The following is a 26,355-nucleotide window of genomic DNA, read 5'->3' on the forward strand; positions in this document are numbered from 1 at the left end:
TTCTAAAAAATCAGAGATATGAAAAAGATTGAAAATTCATTCGCAGTAACAGGTTTTATCGGTAAGGATGCAGAAATCCGTAGTTTTGAAACAGCAAGCGTAGCACGCTTTTCTATCGCGGTCAGCCGTGCAGACAAGACAGGTGAAGAAACCTCTTATGTTTCCGCTTTCATGGGGATTGAAGCCTGGAGAAAGAATGAAGCACTGGATTCCTTCGATGTATTGAAAAAAGGTGAGCTGATAACCGTTGAAGGCTACTTTAAGCCGGAAGAATGGACGGATTCTAAAAGTGGGGAGAAGCGTAACCGCATTGTGATGGTAGCCACCAAGTTTTATCCGGCTCCGGAAAAAGAAGAAGAAAAACCGGATCAGCCTAAACAGAAGGCTGTCTCTAAAAAGAAAAAAGCAAGCAAATGATTGAAGCGGCCTAGTGCCGCTTTTTTTTGCTACATATCCGAGAGTGTTTTTGCGTTCACGCAGTATTCTTCCCCACCCTCCCCTTCATCGGAATGACTGTTCTCATTCCCGGTTTGCCCGTAGTCATCCGCTATGCGGCTGATTATGGGCAAACCAGAAAAGAGAAGTTCCAAACGTGGGCGGGATTGCAATGGTCATCATCCGGAGCTTCGGCATTGCCGAAACAACCTCCTTCTTCCGTATTGCAGTTCCTTCCTTTTACCGTTTGTCCCGGCAGTCCGTTGCTAACCCGTTCCCCCCCTGTCACTTGTGGCAGGGAGATAGGAATACGGTTTTGCAAGCAAAACCGTATGGTTTGTTTTACTTTCCGTACTGCCCTTTTCCTTGTTTTCTGCCTCCCCTAATGTGCTTTTTTCATAGCTCCATCTGAGATCCTTTGTTTTTGAACGGCAAATTTATTTCGGTGGATGGATACGAAAGAGTTCCGGTCTTCGCCCCTTTGTCCCGAAAAAAATAACGCCGGACGGCTTCGCTGTCCCCAACATTTTTTGTCGTCCAAAACTTTTCTTAATCCCTCCTTCCTTATTGTTGTGTGCCGTAAAAAAAAGGCTCATAAACTCAGATGGGGCATGAAAGCTCAAAAAAAAAGTCGGCAGAAAGAAAAGGCCATCCCGGAAAGGGGTTTTAAAAAAAGGTCTTTAAATCTAGCTGAAGCATAAAATTAGAAGTTTAACAAACTAAGTAGCAGAAGTATATGCAAATCATTCAATTTGTTTTTTCGGTCATCATCGCTCTTTGTGCAGTGGCTATGTTTGTCGGAGCGGTAATAACGCCAAGTCCGATAAAGGTTGTGTCGGTTACGTTGTTGGCTCTTATTTGCCTATTCTCCTTGTTTCTCGTGAAATTGGCTTATTGTGAAATGAAATCTAAAAATGATATACTATGAAAGTGTCAGAACAATTTAAAAGTACCATCAAGGCATACCTTGATAATATGGCAGCGGTGGATAGTCTGTTTGCTCCAGTCTATCAAAAACCTACAAAGAATATAGATAATTGCATTACCTATATTTTAAACCAAGTGAAGAAAAGCGGTTGCTGTGGTTTTAGTGATGATGAAATTTTTGGTATGGCGTTGCACTATTATCAGGAAGATAATATTGAGGTGGGTAGCCCATTGAAATGTAATGTAGTCGTAAATCATCATGTTGAATTGTCAGAGGAAGAAAAGAAAGCGGCTCGTGAGGCTGCTATCAAAAAATTGCAGGAGGAAGAATTGGCAAAGTTGAAGAAGCGTCAACAAGCTAAACGTGAGAACAACACCGAAGTACAAACCCAGTTAACTCTTTTTTGATATGAAACCCAAGACAAAATTACAAATGGAAATCGTGAATGGGAGCAGGAAGTTAGCTCCCGTTTCAGAGGCTCAAAAGCGTTATGCCTATAAACATTGCTTTGTGCATTATTTCAAGCGTGATGCAAAGGGGAATTGCTTTTGTTTGGATTGTGGGCATACATGGCGGGATAAGGAAGATAAGAAAAACTGTAAATGTCCTCATTGCGGTATGAACCTGAAATTGGAGAATAGCAGGAAAAGGACGGCTGTATATAAAGAATATTTTTGTGTGATTACTACATACAAGCAATATCAAGTTATCCGTTTTTTTATGGTGGACTGCCGGCTGAAAAAAGGGTCTCCGGCTAATTACTTTATAATTGAGGCGGTACAGTGTTGGATGAATAAAGAGGGCAAGACAGAAACGCTGTCTTTGCTGCGGGGCATGTCTATATTTTATTACGATGCATGGATATATGGAAGTTCTTTGGAATTGCGTAAGCGGAATGTGCATCATGACCGTATTTATGATATTTGCCCGGCAGTTATCTATCCGAGAATGAAAGTGATACCCGAACTTACGAGGAATGGATTTAAGGGTGCCTTTTATGATATTTGTCCGAGTTCCTTCTTTATGACATTATTAACTGATAATCGGATGGAGATATTATATAAGGCAGGGCAAATGAATTTGTTCTTGAGATTTTTAGAGAGAAAATACGGTATAGATAAGTATTGGACGTATGTAAAAATCTGTTTAAGACATGACTATGTGATACATGATGCGGACTTGTGGCTGGACTATGTGGATATGCTGATAGAAAATAAATTGGATGCGAGAAATCCTCATTATTTGTGTCCGTTGAATGTAGAAGAAGCGCATGATTGGGTGATGGGGAAATGTAAGAAAAAATATTCTGAAAAGGATGAAAAAGACTATATTGCTGCCAAATCACGTTTCTTTAATCTTTCGTTTGCGGATGGAAATATTATGGTTCGGGTATTGGAAAGCCTTTCGGACTTTTACAAAGAGGGAAAGTTGCTGCATCATTGTGTATTCAGCAACGCCTATTATAAGAGAGAAGATTCGTTGATAATGTCGGCAACGGTGGATGGAAGGCGCATGGAAACGGTGGAGTTTTCACTTAGCAGGATGGAGGTGTGCCAGTGTCGTGGAAAGTCTAACCAATTATCAGCCTATCATGACCGGATTCTGAATTTGGTACGGGATAATATACCGTTGATAAGGGAAAGGATGGTAGTGTAATGAATAGCCCACACATCTAAATGTGTGGGAGTTCTTTTTTGGAAGACGCCCAAAAAAGAACCCCAAAAAACGTTGTCGCTACACATCGTTACGCTCGGATTATTTGCTTGTCGGCTTTAGTTTGCCGATACATTTTTCCATGTCGGGGGACAATAGGAAAGAAGCCGTCTTTTTCTGCTGCACCCCTGAGTGTGGCTGGACGATGGCATACCTGCATTTTAATATCTTGCCGATAACTTCCGTACTGTCACGGTGCAGGTACATGGCTTTCATGGCATCCGTTGCTTTCAGGCTTTTTTCGGCTTCCATATAGGCGGAAAAGGACGGTTTGAATAAGGCACGGGGACTTTCCGCTTTCTGTATGACAGCGGATAATTGTGCGCTTTTGTTGTTCAGGTAGCACAGGCTGTCCGATACGGTGACGTCTTCTGTTTCCAACACTTCCAGTAGTTCGAACTTTAAATCCGTCCAGGTGCCGTGAGAATCTGTCTGAACCCATTCCGCAATGGCCTTCTCATAGCCGGGTTTGCTGCATGAGGAAAAGGCAATGAGCAGCATACAAAAAAATAAATGCTTGATATTCATATTGATCTGATTTTATAGGTTGTCGTATTATGTGATGGAGCAAATCTATGAGGTTACTGGCCGTCCTCCGTGGAGGAACAGATGCCACACGAGATTTTCAGATCATCGTTCCAATCCTTGTTTTCCGAAAGTTCGACGTTCTTCAGTTTCCGTACCTTGTTGCGGAGTTCATCGTTACTCAGGCTCTCGACATCAGTCGTATCGCCATGAAAGTAACGATGCAGCCATAGAGTGTACTTGTGCCCTTGTTTGTCGTTGTCAAAGATGCTCCGGAGCTCCTTTACCTGGTTCTTGTCAAGAATCAGGCGTAATAGCCTCATTTGTCCTTCCGTGAATGTCCCTTCCGTAGATACATATACAAGATTGAGGTCGTTTCCGGAATGGCGTAATTGATAGTGGGAGATACAGTCTATAAATGACTCCCCAATGTAGAGAATGTCTATCGGGCGGCTTTTGTCATGGTTGCTGGTCGCCAGACAGTCGAACTTGCCACCGATAATCCCTTTGAATGTTTCATTTCGTTGAGAAATGGCTTGCACACCGTTTTCATTGTACATCTTGATGCACACGTTGCGGTAAACACTCCCTTTGTTCTTTACCTCACGGATAAAGAAAGTGTCTTTGAAGAACCGGCTTTCAATGCTTTCTTTCAGGATACCTCTTTTCTGGAGATAATTGCCCTTGTAGGGTTGTAGCTGGCTCAAGTAGAATTGAAGTTCGTCCGCTCTCATGCTTGTGTTACCTACTTCATACCGGCTTTTTTCGGGTGTCGTGATGCGGTTGGTGTTGATGTAGTTCTGAAGGATCTCCCCCACCTCGCGCAAGGACGGCATTTTTCCGGTTGTTTCAAATAGATGTTCCTGCATCAGATCCATGATACTGCGGCCACGCACGCTGTCACTATGCACGTCCCAATAGGTGTATTGGTTCTGCGAGTTCCGCTTGATGACGATGGTATGCGTTCCGTTGCTCATTTTGGGACAGGAGTTGGAAGAGCCTTCCACGATTTTCCATCCTAGTTCCAGCAGGAAATCGGGCAGAGAAATGGTTGTTTTTATCTGATTGAAATCGACTTTCATAACGTTGACTGGATTAGTTGAATCTCATTTTATCTGAGCTTAGATTATAAATGAGAAAGATTATCTTTCATAAAGATAAGAAATATCATCTAAATATGGAAGAGAAAGTATATGTTTTTTGATTCGTCTGCATTTTTATTTCAAGGTACTGTAAACCAAATCAACAGTAGTGTCTATACCGGGAACGGCCTCCAACTGTTTGCTCTGGTTGAATACGCTTTCCCCGTCTTTTTTTATCTGCATGGTGATGATAGCACTCTCTTTTGAATAGAGAATGCCTTGCACGGTAATTTGGCTGACAGGCTTTTCCGTGCTGTATTCCGCTTTATCGGTGAAACTCTCATCTACGGAAGCTGCGGAGGTACCGGTGCGTTCGTTCCTGAATCTCACGCCGTCAAGATTATATATATGCACACTGCCTTTGGGTGAGGAACCGGTTACGGCTACGGTGATGTGATACATGCCGGCTTTGTCTGTTTCCGATTGGATTTCCTCTTTGTTGCATGAAGCGGCCAATAAGCAGGCTGCCGCTAATAATGAATGAATTTTTCTCATGGTAGGATTCTTTTGTTGAATGTTATCGGATGATTTTTTGTTCTGTCTTGTGTGTCCCGGTTGGCGGAACTGCTGACTTTTCTTTTAATTTGTCCTCTATCTTTTTGAGGATGGCGTTGACATCTTCAATGATTTTGATGTAGTTCTGCTGGATAATCTCTTCCAGGATTTCCAGTTCCATCTCTTCTTTGCCGTTGCCCAGTTTGACCGGTAAGGAGAAACGGGGTATCTCCTTCTCTTCAAAACGGCACATATCCATCTGCACGCTGAAGAATGGCGGCTTGCCTCCGGCAATCTTGCCAATGAAGTGTCCGGCTGCTTGTCCGGCAATGTCCCTTGCCTTTAAGACTTTTTCTTTTTGCAGGCTCTCCGTGACACTGTTATTGCCACCGGCTTGGTGTGAATAAGATTCTTGCGCTTCTTTCTTCTCCCCAAGCAAGTTCTCGATGTCTTTGGCGGTCTTCTCATTTCCGGTCATACCGTAAGCCTGCGTTCCGCAGGAGGCTTTCAGGATGTTGGCACTTTTCTCTCCATAGTCCCTGACCGCTTGGTTGAAGTCCTGAACGGCGAGAATGGTAGCGACATTGTGCTTCCGGGCGGTTCCGATGAAAGTGTCAATGCCTTGCAACAGGATGGTCGGAAATTCATCTACCATGAATATGCTGGTCGCTTTGCCGGGATTGTTCATCTGTGACATCAAGACGCTGCCGATGCAGGAAATAGCAGGGGAAACGGCTTCCTTGATGGTGGGCGCATTGCCTACGCATAACAGCGTTGGGTGTTCCTTGTTGGTTATATCCAAAGAGAACTCTTCTTCGGGAAGTGGCGACAACACCCAGAAGATGTATTTGTTGTTCAGGAGTACCAACGGAGTCTGTGCGGATGATACGGCTCCGGCTGTCTGCTGTTGTGCACCCAGTTTCCAGGCGGTCAGCATGGAGGACATGTTCAATGCGATTTCAGGATCTTCCGACAGCCAGTGGAATACTAGGTTGCTGTCAGAAAGGGCAAGGGCTATCACATGGGGCAGCGTACAGATACCAAGCTTCCTTTCCTTGAAACATTTATAGGCGATTGAATAGACGTAGTTGATGGCATTGTTGGCCCAAAAGTCGGTCTTTTCCTTCCAGCTTGCTTCCAGATTCTTCATCAGTGTCATGATGATATTGCGGATGAATAGCGATTCGTTTCCCTTTGACATGTATTGCGGAGAAAGTACGTTCACCCTGACCGTGCGTGACATATCCACAAAGTTGATATAGGCGAAACGGGGTGTTTCCATCCCCTTGTTCCGGAAATGTTCGATGCTTCCGTATGCGATACGTGAGAGGATGGGTGACTTGTCCTTGGTGGGATCACCCTCCCAATCGTACACGAATCCGGCATAGTTGCGCTCGGCGCACTGGTAGATGATTCCCTTGATCCAGCTCTCTGATTTACCGCTTCCCGGACCGCCGTCGATATAGACATTCTGCTGCGGCTTATGGATGACCAGCGGCCCGGAGGCGGTTTCAAAGCGGAAGTAGAAAGCCGATTCTTCCCGGCTTAACCCGAAAATGCTATCATCGGATTGGGCATGACGCCGGATGAAATAAGGCAGAGTCTTGATGACAAGCAGCGTGTACGCTACGAATAGAATGGGAAATACAAATAGGTTATACCACGCTGATAACCGGCTGAATCCGACAACCAGCATGGATGCCGTAACCAGTGTCATACTGGTGTAAACCCATTTCTTGTTTTCGTCTTTCACTTTGCCAACCGGAAAGAGAAAAGCGAGGCCTCCGATCAGGATAACGTAGAGAAACCGGAATAGGATATCCTTCTCCATCAGCCTTTCCCACATGGCCGGATTACGTAGTGGAGCGTATAATCCCGTAACGATAGCCCACTGAAACAGTACGGCTGTCCCGATGAGCGTGGATAGCAGGATCAGGATGAATGACAGGTCTTTCTTCTCTCTTTCCATGGCCGTTGCTGTTATTGGGGTTGTCCGGATGCCGTTCCGTCACCGCTCTCTTTTTTCTCTGCCTTTCCCAGTAACTCAATGCGTGAGACGGTCAGGCTGACGGATGGGATGTGGCTACCGTCATCCTTCTGGAATACATCGGCATACACATCGCCGCAGACATATACCTGTGTCCCTTTTTTCAGATACTCAAAGACTTTACTCTCGTAATTCACGAAACAGCATACCCATAGGGTCTGTTCCTCGTTGTTCACGTTCTTGTACTTGGTGGATACATGGAAGTTGAATCCTTTTCCGTTCTTGTTCTGCCGGGCATCCGCACCGACATAACCGATAATTTGTCCTGTAAACATAATGATGGTTTTTAAAAGTTTATAATCCGAGCTGTGGCTCATTCATATTTTTCATGGCTGGCTCCGCTTCCATGGAAGGCAGCGAAATGCCGAAAGTGCTGTGTAGCGTTTCAAGGTTGTCGGCTGTAGGATGGTTTGCCGCAACACTTTCCAATAACCGTGATGAAGGGGTAAAACCTTCGTTTTTCATCTGCTCCAATACCGGACGGTTGTCTTGCAGGACGGCCTGCGTGAACCGTTCCTCCGGTGTGAGGTACTGTTCCATCCGTGCGGTATGTTCCTGAATCATATTGCTGGCTTTTCCTACATCGGCAAGGATGTTGTAGATGAATTTGGGATCTTCTTTCAAGGCTCCCAGCCAGTTTTTTAGATACATGGCATTTTCTTCCCGGATATGGGTGGATATTCCCAGGCTTTGCCCGACGGTAGCGGAGGTGAGTTCGGCAACCAGTTCCTCTTTGGCATATTGCTTGTCTCCGAAAATCACGCCTTTTTCCCGGTTCAGATGCTCAGGTTCTCCAGTCGAGTGCGCCATCTCATGCAGTAGTGTGGAGTAGAAATTCTCTCCGTCCTTAAACTGCCCCTTCAGGGGTACGACGATATGGTTATCTTCTCCCCTTGCATGGTAAGCACTATTTCCTTCCTTGGAATAAATGGGGCAGATCCATTGCTGTTCCCGTACCATCGCATCAATCAGAGGCACGGTGAGCATCCCTTGCTCGTCCTTGATGGCCGGTATCTTGAATTGCTCCTTCAATGCTTCCCATTTCTCCGGTTTCGTTTCCTGAAGATTGGTCTGCTGTACGTTGAACACATTGTATGTCTTCAGAAACGGCGTGACCTTATATTCCTGCTGCTCGTTTTTATCCAGGTTCTTATATACGTCGAAAGGTATTTTCTTTCCGTTCTTGTCTCTTACTGAGAAATTCCAGTAAATGACTGGGAATGACTTTTCTCCTTTCAGTATGTTAAGGCCGTTGTCTTTGGCTTGCATGAAGGTCATATAGACCGGCAGGCTGTACTGCTCTTTTTCCGAAAGTAGAAACAACATGAAGGAATTTACTCCGTTGTAGGTTCTTCCCTCGATATTTTGCGGAAGTCCCCCACCCTTTATCCCGAACCAAGGCTTTTGCCAGTTGTCTTCCACCTGCTTTATCTTTTCGATCATCAGTTCGGCGAAACGCTGTAATGCTTTATCACTTGCTGTATCCATGATTTATTGGTATAGATTTCTGTTCTCGTAATCAAGCAGCCATTCTCTGGCCGTTTGGTTGTTTGTCTCTTGCTGCTTGGCAGCCATCTCTTCTTGATAGGCTTGTGCAAGCTCTTCCTGTGCAAGTAGAAACTCTAAGTCACTGATTTCTCCTGCAATGTTTTTCTGTACTAATTCATCGTAATCCATAATTCCTGATTTTTTAGGTTATAAGTCATTGAAAGCCCGGTTGATGGTGCTGGCTATCGGACGGGCCATTTCCTTGCTGTTGTCGGGTTTGGGTGTGCTGGCCAGTTTGACATCTCCCAGTGTCTTTGTGCTGCCTTCCATCCCGAAAATCTTTTGTACGGCTATCAGTGTGTTGGCTTGCACACCCGTTTCACGCATCCGGGTAAGGTCTTCTTGAGTGAGCCGGTACCCTTCTTTCTGTATCTCTTGGATGACATGAAAGTTGTCGGTCTGTGCGGCATCCAACAGACGTGCGGCCTGCCTTTCATGTTCGCCCTGTTCTTCCGGCTTGGTGCCGAACAGCTGGATGACTTCATGGGTTTGCCTTTCATCCAGACCGTGTTCCTTACCGATTCCTTTGATAAACTCTTCACTGGGTTTATATCCTTCCTCTTTGAGCTTCCCGATTTTTTCAAAGTCATGTTTGCCCACCGCTTCCTTAAACTCGGCTTCCATATTGCGCCCCTCTTCGTGTTTTTGCTCTTTTGCAGCTTCTATGTTGGCCGCATGGGCTTCCAGTTTGGGGGTCATGGCCTTGATCAGCTCTTGTGCCTTGCCGGGAGTGATACTCTGTATGTTCTGTATCATGACTCCTTTCCTGTCATCCGTCAGTTGGATGTCGGCAATGAAGTAGCCTTCCGGACTGTGCAGCAGCTTGTTCTCCAGTGCATGGCCGTTGGCGAGCAGGTATTTGTCGGCTTTGGTTAACTTGTAGCCGCCATATTCGCTGGTCTGCCCGATGATGTCGGGAATCTTGATTTCCTGGTTGGTGCGCAGGATGACGGAGTTCAGATCCCGGTCAACTTGCAGCAGGATGTCCTTCTTATTTACGGTGATGGGTACGATGTCACCGGCAAGCAGCTGTTCTTTCTCTTTCTTGCCCAACTTCTTTCCCAGCACCTTGTCCGGGATAACCAACGCCTCTTTGCGGTAGAATACGGAGATTCCGTCATCGTTGAAACGGAGCTTCCCCGGTTTGCCGTGTATCTCCATCAAATCAGACATGACACCCTTTTCCAGCTTGGTGCCTTTCCCGTCGAGGATGTTCCCTTGCTTGTAGGCGTATTCATAGAGCGACTGTCCGGTGTAGCATACCTTCAGGCGATGGTCGATGACGGTAAAGCCGTCCTTGTCATGTCCCTTCAGGTTCTCCCACCGCTTGATGCTGATGCCATCCTTCTCCAGCTCGGCGACATATTTAGGATCATTGGCACGTTCCTTGTCAAAAAGGGCGGATACACGTTCTTTTGATTGGTCACGAAGGCTTTCATCGTACTTTGCTCCGGCTTTTTCCCTGATTTCGCTTACGCTCATGCTCAGCTCTTCCCCGTCTTTGCGGAACCGGAAATATCCGTCCCGGTATTCGGTCTGATAGCCCAGTGATTCGGCGATGCCGCCGAACTGTCCCACGTTGTCGAACATATAGGTGTCTAATGCTTCTCTCAGTTTCATGGCTGTGGCTTGTATAAGGGTTCTGCGGAAAGGATGTATTCGTTCAACACGGCCAGCTTGATGTGCCGCCCGCCGTTTCGCTCGTAAATCTCGATCTCGAATACCTTATCATCGGGTATCGTGAATTTGTCGAAACCAAGTATCAGCCGGTTCCGGCTCTTGCCCTTGATTTTCGTATCAAAATCTTTCTGATAGATAGGTTCGATGGTCGTTTCTTGCTGGATGGCGTTCTTGCTCTTCTTTTGGTCACGCTGGAAACATTTGACAAACTCGATGTCGTAGTCGATGTATGATTTGTTTTTCAGGTCAAAGATGAAAAACATGAAGTCCTCATGCACATACAGATTGGCCATTGACAACTCAAACTTGTTCTCGATGACCCCCAGGCTGTAGATGTTGCGCTTCTTGGTGCGCAGCTCTTGGATGCATCTTTCCATTTCCTCGCTGTTCACATCCACATGGGCGGTATATTTGCGCTGGTCATCAAAATTGTAGGTGAATACGGAGGTATTGCCCCGTTTGATGGTGATGTGGTAAGTGTTCATGGCCTTATCCACCACAAACAGGTTGGAATATGCCACGGCATCTTTGGCGGTTGATACTTTCAACTGGTTGTTGTAGGCGGCCAGAGTGAAGGACACCTCGTTGCCGGGCGTTCCGTAAGCGATGTCCTCCGGAAAGAAGAACTCGGCCAGATGGAGGTCGCTGACTTCTGCCTGATAGTCATGGTGCTGCCATTTCCCGTTGTCCTCGTAAATGTTCGGGTACGAATCCGTGCCGCCTTCGGGAAGGTAGCGGATGTGATAGGTGTAAACGCTTCCGTCGATGCAGACTACGGTCAGGTTGGTCTCTTCGGTGAATCCTTCCGCTTGCGCCGAGAGCCTGACGATATGGGGCGCCTCTTCTACCCGGCTGGCCATGACAAGCTCCTGTTCGCCGATGGCGATATCAGATACTTGCACAGGAAATACCAGGTGTTTCACACAGTCGAAAGAGATAAAGATGTCTTTTTGGCTGATGGCTTGTTTCCGGGGAGTGCCGTTTTCCTGAGCGAAGAGCGGCAGACTGCACACAAAGCAGTAAAACAGTAGATAAATATATTTCTTCATGTTGTCGATATGTTAAACGGTTCTTGAAAAAAAGGCGGTGAATACGGTAATGCCCCATAGAAGAAGCAGGGTAATGCCGAAAGAAACGGTCAGCGGACGGATTTCTTTAAAGGCTCGTCCGTTCCGGCGTGATACGTAGATCCGATAGCCGAAAAAGACCGCTGACAGCGCAAGCAGGTAATTGAGAATGTCTATCATAATTTGTCTATCAATGTTTGAAGGGGATGATTTTTCTTGTTCGTTTTCTCTTGTTCCATTTGCTCATAGAGCTTCTGTAACTCCGCTTGCACGGCTTGCCTACGCAACTTCGATTCCTGACTCTCTTCTTGGATATACATTTCGTAGTTGGACTTGAGATGTACCTTCACTTGTGAGAGGCTCATGTTCAAGATTTGCTTGGCTACCTGGGTGGTGGCGTTGACTACGCTGGTCACTTCGCTGGCCATCGTGCCGATGGAAGAGAGCGGCATGTCAATGTTCTGTACAAGACCTTGTTCCATACGCTTGGCTGCACTGGCTTTCAGGTTATTGGGCAGGTTCAAACCTTCCATGGCATCATTGTCGAAGACAACCACCGATACGGGATTGAGGTTGTCTCCTACCTTCAGGTTGCTGACTACCACATCGAGGCGGTTGGCTCCCAAAGTGGCGATACCGTAAAACAGCGTGTTGGCCGGTATCTTCATGCCGGATAGGGTTACGTCCTGAAGCAACCGCATCCGTACCGTACTGCCCGTGACTACGGTCTGGTCGCCGTGGATGCAAGCCCTGAAGAGGTTGCTGTTTCCCGGTGCGGAGGTCGGTTGGCGGCGTACCCGCTTGCCGTTTTCGGCATGGTAGATCGGGCCTTTTTGCATCAGGCTGTCGGCGGATGGATGGCCGGAAGGGTTGGCAGCGGCTTTCTCCGTTTTTCCCTCTTGGTCATAATTGACAATCCGTTCATACATGCGCTTGCGGTATTTGTCGGATTCTTCCAGTTCCTTGCGGATGCGTGAGTTCTTCTTGGCTTCCCGGATAATCTCGTTGAGCGCCTGCTCGTCCTCCAGTCCGTCCAGTTGGCTTTCCAGCTGATGAGAGAAGCGTCCGTTCCGGCCACCTCCGTATTCTGCCATGACTTCGCTGTACGGATCGTTCTGCATACGGCGGATGCGCTCCAGTGTGGCACGGTCATACCGCTCCTGCTGGTTTTGCAGCTCGAAGTAAAAATCAGATCCTTTGACCTGAGACTCTTTCAGGATGCGTGCCTTCTCCTGCTCTTCCAGTTTGTCCTGCTTATAGGCTTCCATCTTGTCGTTCACCTTGTCGGCCATTTCCGACTGTGGTTCCAAAAAGGCTTGCGAGGCGGCCTGTCTGTCACTCCCTGACGGCACGTTCCCGTCCTCACGGATGAAGAATACATAAAGGAAGAGGATGCCCAGGATTACCGGGATGGCCATCAACAGCTTGTTCTTGTCTTTGATAAGTTTATTCGGTTCCATGGTCGGTTGGTTTAGAGGTTTCTGACTGGTTTTCATTCTTGCCCGGAGAAGCTGCCTGCGATGTGTTGGTGCCGTTGCTTTCCACGGGTTCGGAATAGCGGACAATCCAATCTTCTATCTTGGCTCCGTGCGCATTTTCCTCGCTGCGGGACAGCATATCATAGATGGTGAACTCCGCTTCGATATTACGTGAGATGCTTCCCCGTGCCCGGTACCCGGTCTGCGTGAAGATTATCTTTCCGGAAACGGGTATCGTTTGTGTGTTAATCTCTACATCCTTGATGCGTACCCCGTAACGGATATTCTTTTGTATGAGTGAGTTCAGCATATTCACATCGTTGTACTCGTTCAACAGCTCCTTCCCCTTGTTGCCTATGAGGTTGAGCGCAAGCGAAATGTTCTTCTCGTAGCTGCTCTCGTCAAAGGCATACCAGTGGGTTACGAAGGTCTTTACATGGTTCATGTATTCGTATTGCCGCATATCGCTGGCAGACAGGCTGCTTGCCTCATAGACTTCTCCCTGCCTGTCGATGACGAGAGCCTGGCCGTATGCTTTTTCTATTTTGTTGATAAGGAAGATGATACTGCTGGCAAAAGCGATAGTCAGAATGATGCAGTACCCGGCTGAAAGCCGGATAGTCAGCTTGACCGCATCATCTGCTCCTTTGAATTTCATCAGATTCATAGTTCTATTTTTTATTGTTGTCGTTTATGAAACTTGCCCCGATAGAGGCGGCACCGCCTACGTTGGTCAGCTTGCCGCCTGCCGCTGCGCCTCCCATCAGGGCGATGGTGGCCGCCGTGGTGACGATTGACACGGTTTTCGAAATGATTTTCCCGGCATCGCTGTGTCCTACGATTTTGGAGGATAGCCAGAAACAGCTGCAATAAGCACCAATCAGGGCGAGATCCATTCCTAAATATTGTATCTGCTGCGTAGCTGCGTCCACCATGTCGGCACTTTCCGTATAGATGGCCTTGAAGGTCTGCCATATGATTTGGTTCAGAATATTGATGACGGTGAATACCATACAGGCGGAGCAGAGCGTACCGAACCAGATACTCAACTGTTTCTGAAAGACCGGCAACATGCTTACGGCAAAGACAAACGGGCCGAGAATGACCAGTAGCTTGACAATGACCACGCCGATACCCAAGATGACTACTTGTATGATTCCTACCAATAGGGCGGAAATGCCATGAAGCACAAGGGTGGCGAGGTTGGCGGGGTTGAGCAGCTGCACAATCTTCTCCACGCTGGAGCGTACACCGGTCATTTCGTCCTCTTCCATCTTTTTATCCAGTTCGTGCTGCATGGCGCCGGTGCTGTCTTCTCCGGCTGCTACCTCCGACTGGAGGCTGTGTTTGTCGTATTCGGCAATCATCTCTCCTTGTTCGATGGCTGATTGTGCCATGAACTGGGCAAATTCCTGCGCACGCTCGGAGGTCAGCGAGGTGGCTTCGTTGATTACTTCCATCGTGCCTACGATGGTTTGGGCGATGGGGGTGTATATGCTTAGGCAGAAGAACAGTACCAGGCAACGGGCGATTTCCATCATGTCGGGAAATTTGTCCTCATTCGGGCTTAACAGCTGGCTGGCTCCGTGATAGAGATAGTTGTATGCTAGGTTGCAGATAAAGCAGATGACACCAACACCGAAGGCGATGACTGTCATTTGCGAAACGAGTTCCATCGTCAGACCGTCCGTGATCTGAAGTCCCCAGAGAAAATTATCTTGATTCATAACGCTTTAATTGGTGTGTCGTGTGAAAGCGGCCAACCGTCCCTGGTAATAGGTCTTCCGGTTATGCCCCTTCATGGATTTGTAAATGACCGTGGAACGCACGGATTCGTTAAACTCACGCATCTCTTCGGCGGCTTTTTCCACCGATTCCTTCACCTGCTCGATAAAGGACATGCGCCCTTCCGAGTTCATCGAGAAGTAACTGGTCACGGTGGCCACCTTGAACAGCAGGTCGGTACTCAGGCTCAGATTGACGGTCACACGCTGAAAGTTGAGAAATTTCAGGCAGTGGTAATTCGATCCTACGTTCAGGTAAAAGCTGTAGTCGCTGCTCAGGCAGGCTACGTCGTCCAGCAGGTCGGCAAGCTCTTTCAATGATTTGAGTTCCTTCAACTGGTCGATCTTTTGCAGGCCGAGCCGCAGTTCCTGGGCATCGATCATTTCATTGATTTGTGTAACCCATTTCTTGACATTGGCGATCCATTCCGTTGAGTTCAGCAGGGTGTGGCCGGGATCATGCACGACGAACTGGGCATGAACACTGCCGGTTCCCATCAGCCCTATCGAGGCGGCAAGTCCGAGTATGAGAATGATTCTTTTCATGACGGTTATTTGTTGGTGATGAATAATAGGGTGAATATGACACATACCAGCCAGGCTGTCAGATAGCTCTTGGCATTTTCCTTTTTCGTGGCGAGTGCCCATACCACGAAAATGAGCGCAACGCCCAAAAGTGCGGCGGCAATGCTTCCGGCAAGATTGTATGCGCTGCCGTTGAAGTCGGTTGACCAGCCTAGAAGGGCGGTCAGCCCTTGGGTGGCGTCATCCATACTTTTTCCTCCTTTCCTCCAGATAGCGGTTGATGGCCGTATAGGTCGAGCCGCTTTCGTTGAACAACTGCTTCAGTCGTACTACTGTCGCCTGGCGCGAATCGAAGGCTACGGCGGCGAAGTCGGACACCTCGTTGCGGAAGATGAAGGCATCGTTCGACATCTTGATGAAAAACTCTCTCCAGCGTTCCGTGCGCTGCAACGACTCGATCATATAGGCCTCTTCGTCCGTGATGGAAAGCACGGCTTTCACTTCCGGCAGGTTCTGCCGGTGTTCTGAATGGTCGAGGATAATCTTGGTCGCGCAGTTGATGATGATGGAGTCCTTGATACTGGACGGCATGTTTTTCAAAAACAGGATGTTCTGTGCGGCCAGCGTGATGCTTCCCTCCTTTTTACGGAAGGTTCGGTACAGGTAGGCGATGAAGTCTCCGAATTTCTCGTCTTGCAGGAAGTCGAGTGCTTCGTCGATGATTAGCTCTTTGGCAAACCCCTGGCGTTTCTTGATTTTATCCACGATCATTTGCAGGGTGATGATGGCAACGAGTGGAAAGTACTCTTTCTTAGAGGCATCTTCCATATCGAAGGCTATCAGCCGGTCATGCACGATATCCACGTTCTCGGTAGCGTTCAGCAGGAATGACAGCTCTCCGTCCGTATAGGGTTCCAGTAAAAGCAACAGCTCCTCTATCTCGAATTTCTGTTTCTCAAACTCGGTCATCCGTTTGCTGAACACTTCCTTCAGATAAGCCCGGTAAGTTATCAGCGTCGGGAAGATACGCTCATGCTTCTCTCCTATTGAAGAATTGTTCACATAGTCGTAAAATCCGATGACGGATTTCCTGAGAATGGCGTTTTCGGCAGGCAGCATGGGTTCACGTACCTTCCAAATGTAGCTGATAATGGCGACGATGGTCTTTATCTGGTCATCGGCAGACTCGGCATCCGTGGTGTCGATGTACAGGTATTTGCCGTTCTTGTCACGGTCACACAAGAAGGGGTTGAACGCAAATTTCTTCTGCTCGGTAGAGTCGAAGTATTTGCCCCGGTTCAAGGCTATCATCGAGCGGTAAGAGCCGCCGATGTCAATGATCATCACATCCCGGCCCAGCTCATAGCTTTGCAGGATGTAATTGTTCAGCCAGAAAGATTTACCGGAACCGGACGGGCCGATAACGATGCGGTTCTTGTTGTTCAGCGCCGGATAATCCCAGAGGTTTATCTTGGCGGGAGTACCGAAACGGTCATGGTAGATATGCCCTTTCTCGTCCGAAAGGTACATCCCCTCTTTTTGCAGATAGCAGATGGCCTGCTTGGTCGTGTTGACGAAGCCCCGGTAATTGGCCCTGGCATTGCCGGGTATGTTGCAGAAGAACAGGTTGCACAGCTCGGCGTTCTCCACATAGCACGAACTTTGGTTCATAAAGCTGAAGCCTTGCTGTACCAGTGCGGTTTTCCGCATGAGCGAGGTGCGGTCTGTATCGTTCAGCACGACATTGAAGGCGGTATAGGCGGTCTGGTAGTCGAACTGGGTAATCTCATCGCAGAAGGCTGCCTGCTCGCGTTGCTTCTCTGCCGCCGGAGGGTAGAAGTTGGTGATGTAGTTCAGCGCGTCTTTCTCCGCACCGATGGCCGTTACGGTGGCATCTGGATCGGTTATCTCTATCACGATGTTTACGATGTGGTTGAACGGCAGGCCAAGTCCTACGGGGTACAGCATCGAGCATTTGCTCCGTATGCTGTCCGGTATCTCTATGTTTCCCCCGTATGCCTTCGACTTGCCGGTGTGCGGCACGGCCAGTTCCTGAAGATGCTCGCCTTCGTTGGTCAGCGAAAGGATGGAAACGTGCTGCTGCCCTATTTTCATGCTTCCGCTTTCACTGACAGCCATAGGGTTGACGCTCTTCTGCGTGGCATCGTTTTCCGGTGTCTCGTAAGAGAGGTTGACGTAGTCGTAGATGGCGTTGTTCAGTTCCGTATCATCCATCTTGCGTATCTCAAACTGCTGGATGGACGACAAACCGTTCTCAAAGTTCATCAGAAAGGCTTCCATTTCTGTCAGCCGTTGCTGATATTCCTTATAAGGTTGCTTGAACGGGTAGTGCAGCTTTCGCATCAGCGAGGTGCCCGATGCGCTTTTGCGTATCTTACCGTTTCGGCTGCCGTTCGTGAACGTCACATACAGGTTGGTGTAACTGTTCAGTATCTCCTTGCCGTTGAAATGACGGTTGTTCTCCGCTATCAGGGCATTGGAAGAGTATTCTGCATGATGGTATCGCCCCGTATAGTAGAAATTCTGCTGATGGATGACCGTGCCTGCCGGAAGCAGCTTCAAAAGAGCCTCCAACCGCTCATGGATGTATTGCGCCTCGCTTTCCGACAAGGTGAACACTTCGGGCAGAAGCAGCCGGTAGCCGACGGTGATGTCACCGTTCCCGTTGATGACGGCGTTCTCCGTGATGGTCTGGATAGGCAAGACACTTTCCAGATCCACGGATTTGTCCTTCACCTCTATCTCTGTCTGCCGGATATACAGCAGAGCAATCAGCAGGCACAGCGCACAGATTAGCAGGGATATGAGTATGATGATTCCTATCATGGTTGCTGTTTTAGGATGAATTTGAAAATCTGCCGTTTGTCCGTTATCTGCCGGGGGGTGGCGTTCTTGATCCGGAGGCCGGTCAGGTAGTCCGGGTTACCGGCCTTGTGTTCCTTTTTCAAGGTTTGGAACAGCAGACCGGATAGAAACAGAATGGCGGAAATGATTCCGATGATGAGTATCGGGTGCAGCTGCTTGAATATGCTCACGATGATGATGATGGCCGTCAGCAGCATGAAGATGGCGAACTGTCCCGATGACAGACCGAAGAACTTGATCGGCTTGTTGATTTTACGCATGGTTCTCATGGCTCTTCGTTTTTAGATAATCAGGAAGGCTACCATGATGACTACCACGGCGATGATCCAGCCGAGCAGGTATTCCTTGGCATGGGGATTGTTCGTGGCAAGCGAATAGATGACAAAGACCAGAGCGATGCCGAGTACCGCCGCCAAAATGTATTTGGCTACGTCCAGAATGGTGTCCGCACCCTCTTTGGCTTTGTCTGTCACTTCGGATAGGCTGTTAATCTTCAGGCCGCTTTGTGCCTCCGCCACTTGTGCCGTTCCCAACAGCGTGAAGAATATGAGAAAGGTGAAGATAACCTTTCCATAGCGGTTAATGACTTGGTTCGCTTTTTCTCTTACATTTTCGATTGCTTTCATTTTGTTCCTATTTTTTAATTAAACATGAATCGTTTTCAGTCTCTCCCATTGCACATCCTTATACTTGATGGATATGGGCTCTTCTTTCGGCTGTTCCGGCAGTGGTTTGCCTGAGTAGTAGTAGGCTCTTCCATGCAGGTACATATCGGCTATCTCGGCAGCCAATTCCTCTTCTTCCAGCTCAGGCTGAAATACCACGCAGATGACCGGACAGGCTCTCTCCTGCCCTTCCTTGCGCACCGCCTCCCTTATCGGCTTCTCTTTCTCCTTTCCGGAAGAAAGTGCTTTCTTCTTTTTCCGAAAGTAAAAGTGAAGCGTGACACAGGCGAGTATGGCAACCAGTATCAAATCCACTACGTTCATAAGAGTTGCCAGATAATGAGCCAAGTGACCAATGCCGTGATATAGGTGATGATGGCCTCTTTGGTGCGCTCGTGGTTGCTTATCAGCTTTTTAAGTACCGCTAGTCCGGCACATAGAAAGCCTACCCCTATCAGCATGGCGCCTATTTCACGGTATAAGGAGATCAGGCCGGATACATTTGTATCGGCTAACAATATGATAATAAGCATGGTGATATGATTTGTCGGTTAGTAGAGCAGTATCTTTATTCCTACGTTCCAGACAGTGTTCCACTTGTCAATGGATAGGGGATTCCAATGTTGTTGTATGCGGGCAAGCAATGCCGTTCGGGGCAGGATGAATACTTCCAGTTCCGTTTCCAGTTTCGGGCCGATGATGAAGTTGTATTCCTTATCGGGGTGGCGGACGTATTCTGTACCGATGAATCCTCCCAGGCCGATGCCCCAGTAAACGGATTTCAGGTTGCAGGCCAGGGTTCTGTAATAACCGCCGTCCACAAAAAAGTCCTTACCCTTGTCATGTATCGTTTCGGGAATCGTTTCTTCCGGGTTCAAGGTAGAGACTTGCGGTAGGTTGGCTGTATATTCGTAAGGTTTCTCAAAATAGCTAAACCCGGCTTTCCAATAGCTTGTCCGGTTGATGTATCTGGAAAAGGACAGGTTGTAATAGTTGCCTGCATTGCCGAACAGGTTAGTGCCGTAGTTCAATTCAAGTGCCGGGATGTTCTCATAATGGCGTTGCGCAAAAGCGCTTACGGTGCATAACAGCAGGCTAAGGCTGATAGCAGTCAGTCTGATGTGTTCCATGGGAATTACTCTTTAGGTTATTAATGTTATATATTTTTCTATTTGTCTCATACGGTGTTTCCAATTTACGCGGATTCCTGTCGGCAGAACCGAATCAAGGTGCTTATCGCGTTGTTTTCGCTCCAAACATATAGATTATATACGGGAGGACAAATTTTATGAAGGGCTTTTAAAGGGCCTTTCGTGTTTATTTAATGTGCATTAAAAAATACATGTGCCGTAAACCGGCAGGTGTGGAATAATTCTACAGAAAAAAGCCGGATAGGATTAGTTGTGTAAAACTGTCCTGCCCGGCTTATAGGGTTTGGTTTATATGCGCTTTCGGATGTTGCTCAATGCTTGTGGCGTGATGCCGATATAACTTGCTATGTCTTTTAAGGGTATTGAACGTAACAGCCATTTTTCATTGGCCAAAAGCGCTTTGTAACGCGCTTCGGCATCCAGTGTGTAAAACTCCTCTTCCCTTATTATTTTGCGGTTGATGGATCTTACCAAATGTATTCTGGCCAGCTTGTTGAAATTGATGGATAACTCATATAGCTGATGAAGATCTTTTTTGGGCAATCTCCAGATCTTGCATGGCTCCAATGCCTTGATATTGTAGTGGGCATGGTGTTCTTCATGTGAAAGGAAAAAATTGATGAACTCTTTGGCTTGGATAAACCGTGCTGAAATCTCTCTATTCTCTTTGTCCGGAAACCATAACCGGACGATGCCGGATTCCAGATAATAGAGGTAGCATACTTCCTCGCCCCTGGTGACGAGGTGTTCTCCCTTTTTGATATGGATAAGCTCGAAATGAGCATCAAGATACGCCTTTTCTTCGTCTGTCATCCGCACGTGAAGATGGGCGCCCATTACCATGAGCGTCTCATCTATCAGGGTGGCAATTGTTTGAACCATTGAATTTGTTTTATGTTTATATAAGGGTACGGAAACGTACCCTCTAACATGGACGTGGCGTTCCAACAACAAAGGCACGCCCCGTACCAGTTTCATACTGGTACAGGCATGCGCCTGTTGTTGTTAATTCCTTAACGATAGATGCCACTCTTTTGTTAGACAGACGGACGTATGTAAAAAGCGGGCTGCCAATTTTCTGACAATCCGCTGCAAAGATACTATTTTATGGTTTTTGTTCCAACTTTTAGGGATTTAAGTTGACGGCAAGGTCTTCTGGACGAATGCCTACTACCTTTATATAGATATCCCGGTAGATGTTCTCCTTAATCTCCTTGTCCTCTTCAGAATAAAGCCATGCGGTAAATTCATGATAATATTCGCCGGTTCCCAATTTAAAGAAATCCTTATATTGATAATGTCTGCTCACGGGAATGCCTTTCTTGTTTAACAAGAAGCATGATTTAAGCGCATCGTGATATTGCGAGGTCAGTATCGCCTTTATCTTTTCGTCGAAATATTCCAATGTTTCCTGGTCAAAGAAAAACTGTACGGTGTAGGGCCACTTCTCCCCTTTTCCTTTGATGTACTGGTATTGGAATTTGGTTCTCTCCAGCTTTTTGTTGATACCGTTTAAGATGCTGGTCACCTTCTTCTTCCGGTCATGGTTGTCCTTTACCGTTACATCAAATTCCTTGGCAAGTTGGTCAACCGTAACGGTGAAATAAGGTGCTTGTCCTTGGTCAATCTTATACTTGATCAGGTAAATCATTTTCGCCAGGTTCAGATAAAACTTGCGGTAGCCTTTGCGGTTGGGCAGGTTACGGTAGTCTTTCAGTTCCAGCAGATTGTATTCGGTAAGCAAAGTATTCATCAGATCTTTGCTCAGATGCACGTTGTAATTCCGCTTGGTGCGCTTTTTCGTGCCGAAGTTATCCTTTATCTCAAAGCGGTCCAGTATTTGAATGAACTTATATTGCGTCTTGCCGTTCATGGCGTATGCTACACTGAGGTTGGATGTCCCTAAACGGTATAACGCCGCTTCAAAGGTGTTCTCTATCGGATGCTCTATCTTTTGGCCGTTCTGTTCGGTGATATATACCGGACGTTGGTTGCTGAACAGGAAATCAAGCTGCTTCTCGGTCAGTTTTCGTTGCAACTTGGTTCGTTCATACCCCATGACCTCACAAAAATCGTTGATGGAGAACCAGCAGTCGCCGAACAGATCTTTCATTTGTGAAGATGCCACGTAAATGATAATGTCAGACATGACAGTGCCGCCTGCATCAAATAGAACTTCCAATACTTTCGTGTTGGAAGACTCGCTGAGAGTCCTGGGGACTCTGCTCAACTCTTTTTGTGTATTACTTTCCTTCATAGGCGGACACTTGTTGTTTACTGATGCAAAGATACGTTTTTTTACGGAGATAGTGAATCTAACTCCCTATAAATGAAGATTCCAAAGCATTTTTTTCGTGCTGTTTCTTGATTTAGTTGTGTAAAAGTGTCCCGACTACGGCTGTTTCCGATCCCCCAGTTGTGTAAAAGTGTCCCGAATGGCCGGTTTAGTTGTGCAGAAGTGTCCCGGATTCCTGATTTAGTTGTGTAAAAGTGTCCCGAATGCAGATTCTAGTTGTGTAAAAGTATCCCGACTTTCCTGTTCAGTTGTGCAGAAGTGTCCCGAATAGTCGGTTAGTTGTGCAGAAGTGTCCCGGTTACGAGAAGATGCCAGTAAGTGCTAACTTGCAATAATATAGTTGATTATACGGAAAACCTCCCTTATTAGTTGTGTAAAAGTGTCCCACAAATACTTAAATCCCTAAAAACCTAAATAAAACGAAGAAATGATTTTGTTACCGTATTCTTACTTTCGGAAAAAATTTTGAGGTGGAAACAAGTAGAGGTTTGAATTCTTTAACATATTGTCCAGGATAATAGGCAAAGGGATTTTTCCGCAGTTGTGTAAAAGTGTCCCGGTTCAATGCCGGCCTTCACTAAAACGGTGTGCAAAAATAACGCCTGCCCGACGGATGCAGTCGAACAGGCGTATATATTTTTCCGAAAGTAGAATCAGATGCTCATATACTTCTTCAGTATCGCTTGAATCTCCTTGTTATGGCTGGTCAATATGTCTTCAAGAATGTTGTTTGCGATGTTGTGCATTCCTAATCCAGTGGCCATAGCAATCTGCTTCAGCTTTCTGTGGGTTTCGCTGGATATCCGGATTACTTCGGTGTTCTTTAATTTTCGCTCTTCCAGATATTCCGAGAATTTTTTTCCGCAGACTTTGCTTTCTTCTGTTTTTGGAGAAGACTGCACGGAAGGTTTGGATTCCGGCTTTTCCATTTGTTCCGGCTGAGGTTCTTGGACGGTTTCTTTGACTGGAGCCGATTCTTTCACCTCTTCATGGATGGGGTGCTCAATCGCAGGTTGGGGGATAGTGCTTTCCGCAACACTTCCGATCTGCTGGATTTCCTGCTCTTTCTTACTGGCGCTTTGCAGCAAGAGTTTTCTCATGGCGGCTGATGATGTCCTTTCTTTGTTGGTTGCCATAGCTTTATTCTCCTATATGGTTACAGATTAATTCCAATACCTCTTCACAGAAAGCATCACAGGGATGATGGTACGCTTTACTCAGCGTACTTAAATTGCGTTGATAGTCAACCCTTGAATCCTTGATGTAGTTTTGCATCAACTCGAAAGGCAAGGTTTTTTTATTTTTCAAAATTTCTTTGAACTCCAGCACATTCGGAAGAACACGGTTCATAACACCACGCACGGTAGTCTTTTTACCAATCTTTCGACGGCTTTCGATAATCCCTTCATAGATGTTATAGTAAAAGGTCAATGTAGGTCTTAAATCGGTCTGGTTCGGTTCGAAGGGAATGATGATCACGTCAACGAAGTGCAGCGTTTCAACTACACCGTTTTGTTTCAGGTTACCCGGAAAATCGACAAGTATAATGTCGTAATTGTCCTGAAGGAAATCCAGTTGGTTGATGAACTCTGAGGAAGAGATATTGATAACCTCATATTCTTCTTCCTTTTTCATGATTCCGTCCTCGGCTTCGTCCTCACGTAATTTTCCGATAGTGTTCTGCATGTCGTCGATATCCACCACGGCAATGGATAAGCCCCCCTCTTCGTTTGACTGCGAATGAATATAACCTGCAAACAAAGCTGTCAGCGTAGACTTCCCTACCCCGCCCTTGGGATTCTCAAAAGCTACGACTACTCCTGGTAATATTTGTCCCATAATGTACGTTTTTAAGTATGTGCGCAAATATATAAATAATAAATTAAATAATTGCATACTTTTATAATTAATTTATTATACACTTTTTTACTTAATTGTATAAGTAATTACATATATAAATATAAATATAAATATGTACATACTTAATCTTATAATTAAGTATGTATGTTCATACTTTGTAATAATATAATTAGTAATTATGTATTTTGTAACTAATGGCTTTCCGTTCGCCTGTTACAATGTGCGTAGTTACTTTGTAACAAAGTGAGCGGTTAATCTGGATTAAGAAATCAAGACTTTTGTCTGGTTTTGTTTCACAGCTGAGTATTATTGTATATCTTTGCTAATGCAAGGTATGTTTTTGTGGGTACAAAAAACCTTGCGACAGCCGAGCTGCCGACCAATGTTCGTTACACTCACATACTCTGTATATATGAAAGAGAATCGAGATATAAGTATAAAGATCCGCTTGACGGAAGCCGAGAAAGAACAGCTTCTTCAACGTTCAAAGGAAGAGGGAAAATCCCTTTCTTCCTTTATCAGAGAGTCTGCCTTGAAAGGCAGAAGCATATCGAAAACCGATGTGCAAATGATATATGAACTTCGTAAAATAGGAGCCAATATCAACCAGCTTGCCAAACATATCAATACGCTTCCGTCCGATGAAAATATATTGTATTCATTGGATCGGATTAACCAATACCTTTCGGATGTAGAAACCATTAACCGGAAATTGTTATGATAGCCGAGATACAACCTTCTTTCTCATCCCACCTGTCCATGAGCCGGAAAATTGAATACCAGCTTTCCAAGGTCAAGGAAGGAAACGGAAAAGTGCTTTACACCTCCACTGGTGACGAACTGGCCGCCATGCCAGCCTACATGAAACTTATCTCCCAGTTGAATGACCGGGTGAAACTACCTTATGCGGAATTTATTCTGAGCCTCTATCCGGGAGAAAGCCTTTCCGATGAACAGTGGCTTTCTCTTGCCGGGGAATATATCGAGAGGATGGGGTACGGAAAGTCCTGTTATGCCGTTGTCCTAAATACCGACAAGGCACACAGCCATGTGCATGTGCTGCTGACCACAATTGATGAAGAAGGCAAAAGCATTCCTTCCGGAAATAATTACAGCCGTTCCGAAAAGATCTCAAGGGAACTGGAGCAGAAGTACGGTCTGTTGCCTTTGGAAAGGGAAGGAGGCAAGAGAACCACGTTGGGAGAGGCGCAATACCGTAACTATTATTTCGATGCGGCCTTGAAGAAAGCCATGCGTAGTTATAATTACAAGGATAAGGTATCGGCTGTCCTGGAACAATCCGATACATACCGGTCTTTGAATAAACCCTTGCAAGAAATAAAATTGGCCAATGAAGAATGGCGTGTCCTATTGGGGGATGAAAGCTATGACAACCTTTTCGCATTGCTGGAAAAAGGAGGTTTTTTCAACCCCTTGTTCAAGGATGAACTGTTACAACAGCTTGACCGCATCTACTCTTTTTCCGAAAGTACATCCGATTTCCGAAGGAACCTGGAACAAGAAGGATTGTATATGCGTCTGGTCACCAAGAAGGACAAATCCTATTATGTCTATGGCATCAAGGATTCAGGCTTTTACCTGAAGGACGTTTCACTTCCTCAGAAATATCGTTTTGGTAATATTCGTTTTGATGGCCGGGGCATGAGCGCCGATGAACAGAAGCATTATCTCTATGACCATGTGTTTAAGGCATTGAACGCTTCTTTAGGCTATGAGGATTTTAAGAAAAGGTTGGCGGAAGAATCGATCCGTGTGACGGAACATGTAAACAGCAAAGGCGCATACGGGATTTCCTTTTATATGGAAAACGTGGAAAATGCTCATGTCTTTAAAGGTGCGGATCTTTCCCGTAAGCTCACTTATCAGAATATCCAGAAGCATTTCGATGGTGTGGCTGTCGGTCTCTCGCCACATATCGATAGGGTAGGGGAGTTCCGTGAGCGGGTGGATCGTGAGGCTTTCTATATGCAGGGTGGGGGAGTTATGGCCATTCCGGAACTTGACATTACCGGCAGCGGGAAGAAGTCGCAAGAGGATGATCTCATACCGTCCAAAAAGAAACGGAAACGCAAGAGTGGTCCCGATTTCTCATTATGATGAATACTAACT

31 protein-coding genes are annotated in these 26,355 nt (G+C 46.5%); 6 read left to right on the top strand and 25 right to left on the bottom strand.

What is annotated here, in order from left to right; genetic code table 11:
- Positions 1 to 18 precede the first annotated feature (18 nt).
- The 4 genes from DWW91_RS25710 to DWW91_RS25735 all read left to right on the top strand — a co-directional run bounded on the left by DWW91_RS25710 (position 19) and on the right by DWW91_RS25735 (position 3,019).
- Positions 19 to 417 carry a single-stranded DNA-binding protein gene (locus DWW91_RS25710; protein ID WP_005868746.1) on the top strand — a complete coding sequence of 133 codons (399 nt, stop codon included), beginning with the start codon at positions 19 to 21 and terminating at the stop codon, positions 415 to 417.
- A 92-nt stretch (positions 418 to 509) separates the two neighbouring features.
- Positions 510 to 821, top strand: a complete 312-nt coding sequence (locus DWW91_RS27910; RefSeq protein WP_165852472.1) for a hypothetical protein — start codon at positions 510 to 512, stop codon at positions 819 to 821.
- A 538-nt stretch (positions 822 to 1,359) separates the two neighbouring features.
- Positions 1,360 to 1,770 carry a PcfK-like family protein gene (locus DWW91_RS25730; protein ID WP_005868911.1) on the top strand — a complete coding sequence of 137 codons (411 nt, stop codon included), beginning with the start codon at positions 1,360 to 1,362 and terminating at the stop codon, positions 1,768 to 1,770.
- A 1-nt stretch (position 1,771) separates the two neighbouring features.
- Positions 1,772 to 3,019, top strand: a complete 1,248-nt coding sequence (locus tag DWW91_RS25735) for a PcfJ domain-containing protein (protein ID WP_005868910.1) — start codon at positions 1,772 to 1,774, stop codon at positions 3,017 to 3,019.
- A 99-nt stretch (positions 3,020 to 3,118) separates the two neighbouring features.
- On the opposite strand, the gene DWW91_RS25740 is transcribed toward DWW91_RS25735, so the two are convergent.
- The 25 genes from DWW91_RS25740 to DWW91_RS25860 all read right to left on the bottom strand — a co-directional run bounded on the left by DWW91_RS25740 (position 3,119) and on the right by DWW91_RS25860 (position 24,204).
- Entirely contained in the window at positions 3,119 to 3,604 is a 486-nt protein-coding gene (locus DWW91_RS25740; RefSeq protein WP_005868909.1) for a hypothetical protein, read from the bottom strand.
- Between the two features lie 53 nt (positions 3,605 to 3,657).
- Positions 3,658 to 4,683 (bottom strand): toprim domain-containing protein, encoded by a 1,026-nt coding sequence (locus DWW91_RS25745; RefSeq protein ID WP_005868908.1) that lies wholly within the window; start codon positions 4,681 to 4,683, stop codon positions 3,658 to 3,660.
- A gap of 135 nt (positions 4,684 to 4,818) precedes the next feature.
- Positions 4,819 to 5,238 (bottom strand): hypothetical protein, encoded by a 420-nt coding sequence (locus DWW91_RS25750; protein ID WP_005868906.1) that lies wholly within the window; start codon positions 5,236 to 5,238, stop codon positions 4,819 to 4,821.
- A gap of 22 nt (positions 5,239 to 5,260) precedes the next feature.
- The gene (locus tag DWW91_RS25755; RefSeq protein ID WP_005868904.1) at positions 5,261 to 7,207 is read right to left on the bottom strand and encodes a type IV secretory system conjugative DNA transfer family protein; all 1,947 of its coding nucleotides are present in this window, start codon (positions 7,205 to 7,207) and stop codon (positions 5,261 to 5,263) included.
- A gap of 11 nt (positions 7,208 to 7,218) precedes the next feature.
- The gene (locus tag DWW91_RS25760) at positions 7,219 to 7,602 is read right to left on the bottom strand and encodes a single-stranded DNA-binding protein (protein ID WP_007564694.1); all 384 of its coding nucleotides are present in this window, start codon (positions 7,600 to 7,602) and stop codon (positions 7,219 to 7,221) included.
- Positions 7,580 to 8,773 carry an ArdC family protein gene (locus DWW91_RS25765; protein ID WP_005868899.1) on the bottom strand — a complete coding sequence of 398 codons (1,194 nt, stop codon included), beginning with the start codon at positions 8,771 to 8,773 and terminating at the stop codon, positions 7,580 to 7,582. The genes DWW91_RS25760 and DWW91_RS25765 overlap by 23 nt, the downstream gene beginning before the upstream one ends.
- Before the next feature lie 3 nt (positions 8,774 to 8,776).
- Positions 8,777 to 8,962 carry a hypothetical protein gene (locus DWW91_RS25770; RefSeq protein WP_005868897.1) on the bottom strand — a complete coding sequence of 62 codons (186 nt, stop codon included), beginning with the start codon at positions 8,960 to 8,962 and terminating at the stop codon, positions 8,777 to 8,779.
- An 18-nt stretch (positions 8,963 to 8,980) separates the two neighbouring features.
- Positions 8,981 to 10,453, bottom strand: coding sequence for a DUF3945 domain-containing protein (locus tag DWW91_RS25775; RefSeq protein ID WP_005868895.1), 1,473 nt, complete (start codon positions 10,451 to 10,453; stop codon positions 8,981 to 8,983).
- Positions 10,450 to 11,562, bottom strand: a complete 1,113-nt coding sequence (locus DWW91_RS25780) for a DUF4138 domain-containing protein (RefSeq protein ID WP_005868893.1) — start codon at positions 11,560 to 11,562, stop codon at positions 10,450 to 10,452. The genes DWW91_RS25775 and DWW91_RS25780 overlap by 4 nt, the downstream gene beginning before the upstream one ends.
- Before the next feature lie 12 nt (positions 11,563 to 11,574).
- Positions 11,575 to 11,760, bottom strand: a complete 186-nt coding sequence (locus tag DWW91_RS25785; RefSeq protein ID WP_007564699.1) for a hypothetical protein — start codon at positions 11,758 to 11,760, stop codon at positions 11,575 to 11,577.
- On the bottom strand, positions 11,757 to 13,040 hold the full coding sequence (traM, locus tag DWW91_RS25790) for a conjugative transposon protein TraM (protein WP_005868892.1): 1,284 nt from the start codon (positions 13,038 to 13,040) through the stop codon (positions 11,757 to 11,759). The genes DWW91_RS25785 and traM overlap by 4 nt, the downstream gene beginning before the upstream one ends.
- The gene (locus DWW91_RS25795; protein WP_005868891.1) at positions 13,027 to 13,725 is read right to left on the bottom strand and encodes a hypothetical protein; all 699 of its coding nucleotides are present in this window, start codon (positions 13,723 to 13,725) and stop codon (positions 13,027 to 13,029) included. Before DWW91_RS25795 ends, traM begins: the two co-directional genes overlap by 14 nt.
- Positions 13,726 to 13,729: 4 nt before the next feature.
- Positions 13,730 to 14,785 (bottom strand): hypothetical protein, encoded by a 1,056-nt coding sequence (locus DWW91_RS25800; protein WP_005868890.1) that lies wholly within the window; start codon positions 14,783 to 14,785, stop codon positions 13,730 to 13,732.
- A gap of 6 nt (positions 14,786 to 14,791) precedes the next feature.
- Positions 14,792 to 15,388 (bottom strand): hypothetical protein, encoded by a 597-nt coding sequence (locus DWW91_RS25805; protein ID WP_005868889.1) that lies wholly within the window; start codon positions 15,386 to 15,388, stop codon positions 14,792 to 14,794.
- 5 nt (positions 15,389 to 15,393) lie between these two features.
- Complete coding sequence (locus DWW91_RS25810) at positions 15,394 to 15,615, bottom strand: hypothetical protein (RefSeq protein WP_005868888.1); 222 nt, start codon at positions 15,613 to 15,615, stop codon at positions 15,394 to 15,396.
- Positions 15,608 to 18,214 carry a TraG family conjugative transposon ATPase gene (locus tag DWW91_RS25815; protein WP_005868887.1) on the bottom strand — a complete coding sequence of 869 codons (2,607 nt, stop codon included), beginning with the start codon at positions 18,212 to 18,214 and terminating at the stop codon, positions 15,608 to 15,610. The genes DWW91_RS25810 and DWW91_RS25815 overlap by 8 nt, the downstream gene beginning before the upstream one ends.
- Entirely contained in the window at positions 18,211 to 18,522 is a 312-nt protein-coding gene (locus tag DWW91_RS25820; RefSeq protein ID WP_005868885.1) for a hypothetical protein, read from the bottom strand. Before DWW91_RS25820 ends, DWW91_RS25815 begins: the two co-directional genes overlap by 4 nt.
- Before the next feature lie 12 nt (positions 18,523 to 18,534).
- A complete protein-coding gene (locus DWW91_RS25825; RefSeq protein WP_005868883.1) occupies positions 18,535 to 18,879 on the bottom strand; it encodes a hypothetical protein in 345 nt (114 codons plus the stop codon).
- Positions 18,880 to 18,897: 18 nt separating this feature from the next.
- A complete protein-coding gene (locus DWW91_RS25830) occupies positions 18,898 to 19,242 on the bottom strand; it encodes a hypothetical protein (protein WP_005868881.1) in 345 nt (114 codons plus the stop codon).
- Complete coding sequence (locus DWW91_RS25835; protein ID WP_005868879.1) at positions 19,239 to 19,451, bottom strand: hypothetical protein; 213 nt, start codon at positions 19,449 to 19,451, stop codon at positions 19,239 to 19,241. Before DWW91_RS25835 ends, DWW91_RS25830 begins: the two co-directional genes overlap by 4 nt.
- A gap of 18 nt (positions 19,452 to 19,469) precedes the next feature.
- The gene (locus DWW91_RS25840; RefSeq protein WP_005868877.1) at positions 19,470 to 20,048 is read right to left on the bottom strand and encodes a conjugal transfer protein TraO; all 579 of its coding nucleotides are present in this window, start codon (positions 20,046 to 20,048) and stop codon (positions 19,470 to 19,472) included.
- A gap of 309 nt (positions 20,049 to 20,357) precedes the next feature.
- Positions 20,358 to 20,951, bottom strand: a complete 594-nt coding sequence (locus DWW91_RS25845; RefSeq protein WP_005868875.1) for a Crp/Fnr family transcriptional regulator — start codon at positions 20,949 to 20,951, stop codon at positions 20,358 to 20,360.
- A 244-nt stretch (positions 20,952 to 21,195) separates the two neighbouring features.
- Positions 21,196 to 22,326, bottom strand: a complete 1,131-nt coding sequence (locus DWW91_RS25850) for a hypothetical protein (RefSeq protein WP_005868874.1) — start codon at positions 22,324 to 22,326, stop codon at positions 21,196 to 21,198.
- Between the two features lie 692 nt (positions 22,327 to 23,018).
- Positions 23,019 to 23,501, bottom strand: a complete 483-nt coding sequence (locus DWW91_RS25855; protein ID WP_005868873.1) for a DUF3408 domain-containing protein — start codon at positions 23,499 to 23,501, stop codon at positions 23,019 to 23,021.
- A gap of 4 nt (positions 23,502 to 23,505) precedes the next feature.
- Positions 23,506 to 24,204 carry a ParA family protein gene (locus DWW91_RS25860; RefSeq protein ID WP_005868872.1) on the bottom strand — a complete coding sequence of 233 codons (699 nt, stop codon included), beginning with the start codon at positions 24,202 to 24,204 and terminating at the stop codon, positions 23,506 to 23,508.
- Between the two features lie 403 nt (positions 24,205 to 24,607).
- Between DWW91_RS25860 and mobC the strand changes: the two genes are divergently transcribed.
- Positions 24,608 to 24,946: a plasmid mobilization relaxosome protein MobC gene (gene mobC, locus DWW91_RS25865; RefSeq protein WP_008770294.1), complete on the top strand. Its 339-nt coding sequence runs from the start codon at positions 24,608 to 24,610 to the stop codon at positions 24,944 to 24,946.
- Positions 24,943 to 26,343: a relaxase/mobilization nuclease domain-containing protein gene (locus tag DWW91_RS25870; protein WP_005868870.1), complete on the top strand. Its 1,401-nt coding sequence runs from the start codon at positions 24,943 to 24,945 to the stop codon at positions 26,341 to 26,343. The genes mobC and DWW91_RS25870 overlap by 4 nt, the downstream gene beginning before the upstream one ends.
- Positions 26,344 to 26,355: the final 12 nt, after the last annotated feature.

The organism is Parabacteroides sp. AF17-3 (genome assembly GCF_003635445.1).
GTDB lineage: Bacteria > Bacteroidota > Bacteroidia > Bacteroidales > Tannerellaceae > Parabacteroides > Parabacteroides goldsteinii.

Excerpts from the sequence above, each read along its gene's own strand:
- DWW91_RS25870 (WP_005868870.1), top strand. The coding sequence starts at position 24,943 with ATGATAGCCGAGATACAACCTTCTTTCTCATCCCACCTGTCCATGAGC.
- DWW91_RS25805 (WP_005868889.1), bottom strand. The coding sequence starts at position 15,388 with ATGAAAAGAATCATTCTCATACTCGGACTTGCCGCCTCGATAGGGCTG.
- DWW91_RS25845 (WP_005868875.1), bottom strand. The coding sequence starts at position 20,951 with ATGGTTCAAACAATTGCCACCCTGATAGATGAGACGCTCATGGTAATG.
- DWW91_RS25840 (WP_005868877.1), bottom strand. The coding sequence starts at position 20,048 with ATGGAACACATCAGACTGACTGCTATCAGCCTTAGCCTGCTGTTATGC.
- DWW91_RS25795 (WP_005868891.1), bottom strand. The coding sequence starts at position 13,725 with ATGAATCTGATGAAATTCAAAGGAGCAGATGATGCGGTCAAGCTGACT.
- DWW91_RS25780 (WP_005868893.1), bottom strand. The coding sequence starts at position 11,562 with ATGAAGAAATATATTTATCTACTGTTTTACTGCTTTGTGTGCAGTCTG.
- DWW91_RS25820 (WP_005868885.1), bottom strand. The coding sequence starts at position 18,522 with ATGAGAACCATGCGTAAAATCAACAAGCCGATCAAGTTCTTCGGTCTG.
- DWW91_RS25815 (WP_005868887.1), bottom strand. The coding sequence starts at position 18,214 with ATGATAGGAATCATCATACTCATATCCCTGCTAATCTGTGCGCTGTGC.
- DWW91_RS25860 (WP_005868872.1), bottom strand. The coding sequence starts at position 24,204 with ATGGGACAAATATTACCAGGAGTAGTCGTAGCTTTTGAGAATCCCAAG.
- traM (WP_005868892.1), bottom strand. The coding sequence starts at position 13,040 with ATGGAACCGAATAAACTTATCAAAGACAAGAACAAGCTGTTGATGGCC.
- DWW91_RS25825 (WP_005868883.1), bottom strand. The coding sequence starts at position 18,879 with ATGAAAGCAATCGAAAATGTAAGAGAAAAAGCGAACCAAGTCATTAAC.
- DWW91_RS25760 (WP_007564694.1), bottom strand. The coding sequence starts at position 7,602 with ATGAGCCACAGCTCGGATTATAAACTTTTAAAAACCATCATTATGTTT.
- DWW91_RS25755 (WP_005868904.1), bottom strand. The coding sequence starts at position 7,207 with ATGGAAAGAGAGAAGAAAGACCTGTCATTCATCCTGATCCTGCTATCC.
- DWW91_RS25740 (WP_005868909.1), bottom strand. The coding sequence starts at position 3,604 with ATGAATATCAAGCATTTATTTTTTTGTATGCTGCTCATTGCCTTTTCC.
- DWW91_RS25765 (WP_005868899.1), bottom strand. The coding sequence starts at position 8,773 with ATGGATACAGCAAGTGATAAAGCATTACAGCGTTTCGCCGAACTGATG.
- DWW91_RS27910 (WP_165852472.1), top strand. The coding sequence starts at position 510 with ATGACTGTTCTCATTCCCGGTTTGCCCGTAGTCATCCGCTATGCGGCT.
- DWW91_RS25745 (WP_005868908.1), bottom strand. The coding sequence starts at position 4,683 with ATGAAAGTCGATTTCAATCAGATAAAAACAACCATTTCTCTGCCCGAT.
- DWW91_RS25735 (WP_005868910.1), top strand. The coding sequence starts at position 1,772 with ATGAAACCCAAGACAAAATTACAAATGGAAATCGTGAATGGGAGCAGG.
- DWW91_RS25785 (WP_007564699.1), bottom strand. The coding sequence starts at position 11,760 with ATGATAGACATTCTCAATTACCTGCTTGCGCTGTCAGCGGTCTTTTTC.
- mobC (WP_008770294.1), top strand. The coding sequence starts at position 24,608 with ATGTTCGTTACACTCACATACTCTGTATATATGAAAGAGAATCGAGAT.
- DWW91_RS25800 (WP_005868890.1), bottom strand. The coding sequence starts at position 14,785 with ATGAATCAAGATAATTTTCTCTGGGGACTTCAGATCACGGACGGTCTG.
- DWW91_RS25850 (WP_005868874.1), bottom strand. The coding sequence starts at position 22,326 with ATGAAGGAAAGTAATACACAAAAAGAGTTGAGCAGAGTCCCCAGGACT.
- DWW91_RS25770 (WP_005868897.1), bottom strand. The coding sequence starts at position 8,962 with ATGGATTACGATGAATTAGTACAGAAAAACATTGCAGGAGAAATCAGT.
- DWW91_RS25835 (WP_005868879.1), bottom strand. The coding sequence starts at position 19,451 with ATGCTTATTATCATATTGTTAGCCGATACAAATGTATCCGGCCTGATC.
- DWW91_RS25775 (WP_005868895.1), bottom strand. The coding sequence starts at position 10,453 with ATGAAACTGAGAGAAGCATTAGACACCTATATGTTCGACAACGTGGGA.
- DWW91_RS25710 (WP_005868746.1), top strand. The coding sequence starts at position 19 with ATGAAAAAGATTGAAAATTCATTCGCAGTAACAGGTTTTATCGGTAAG.
- DWW91_RS25855 (WP_005868873.1), bottom strand. The coding sequence starts at position 23,501 with ATGGCAACCAACAAAGAAAGGACATCATCAGCCGCCATGAGAAAACTC.
- DWW91_RS25810 (WP_005868888.1), bottom strand. The coding sequence starts at position 15,615 with ATGGATGACGCCACCCAAGGGCTGACCGCCCTTCTAGGCTGGTCAACC.
- DWW91_RS25730 (WP_005868911.1), top strand. The coding sequence starts at position 1,360 with ATGAAAGTGTCAGAACAATTTAAAAGTACCATCAAGGCATACCTTGAT.
- DWW91_RS25750 (WP_005868906.1), bottom strand. The coding sequence starts at position 5,238 with ATGAGAAAAATTCATTCATTATTAGCGGCAGCCTGCTTATTGGCCGCT.
- DWW91_RS25830 (WP_005868881.1), bottom strand. The coding sequence starts at position 19,242 with ATGAACGTAGTGGATTTGATACTGGTTGCCATACTCGCCTGTGTCACG.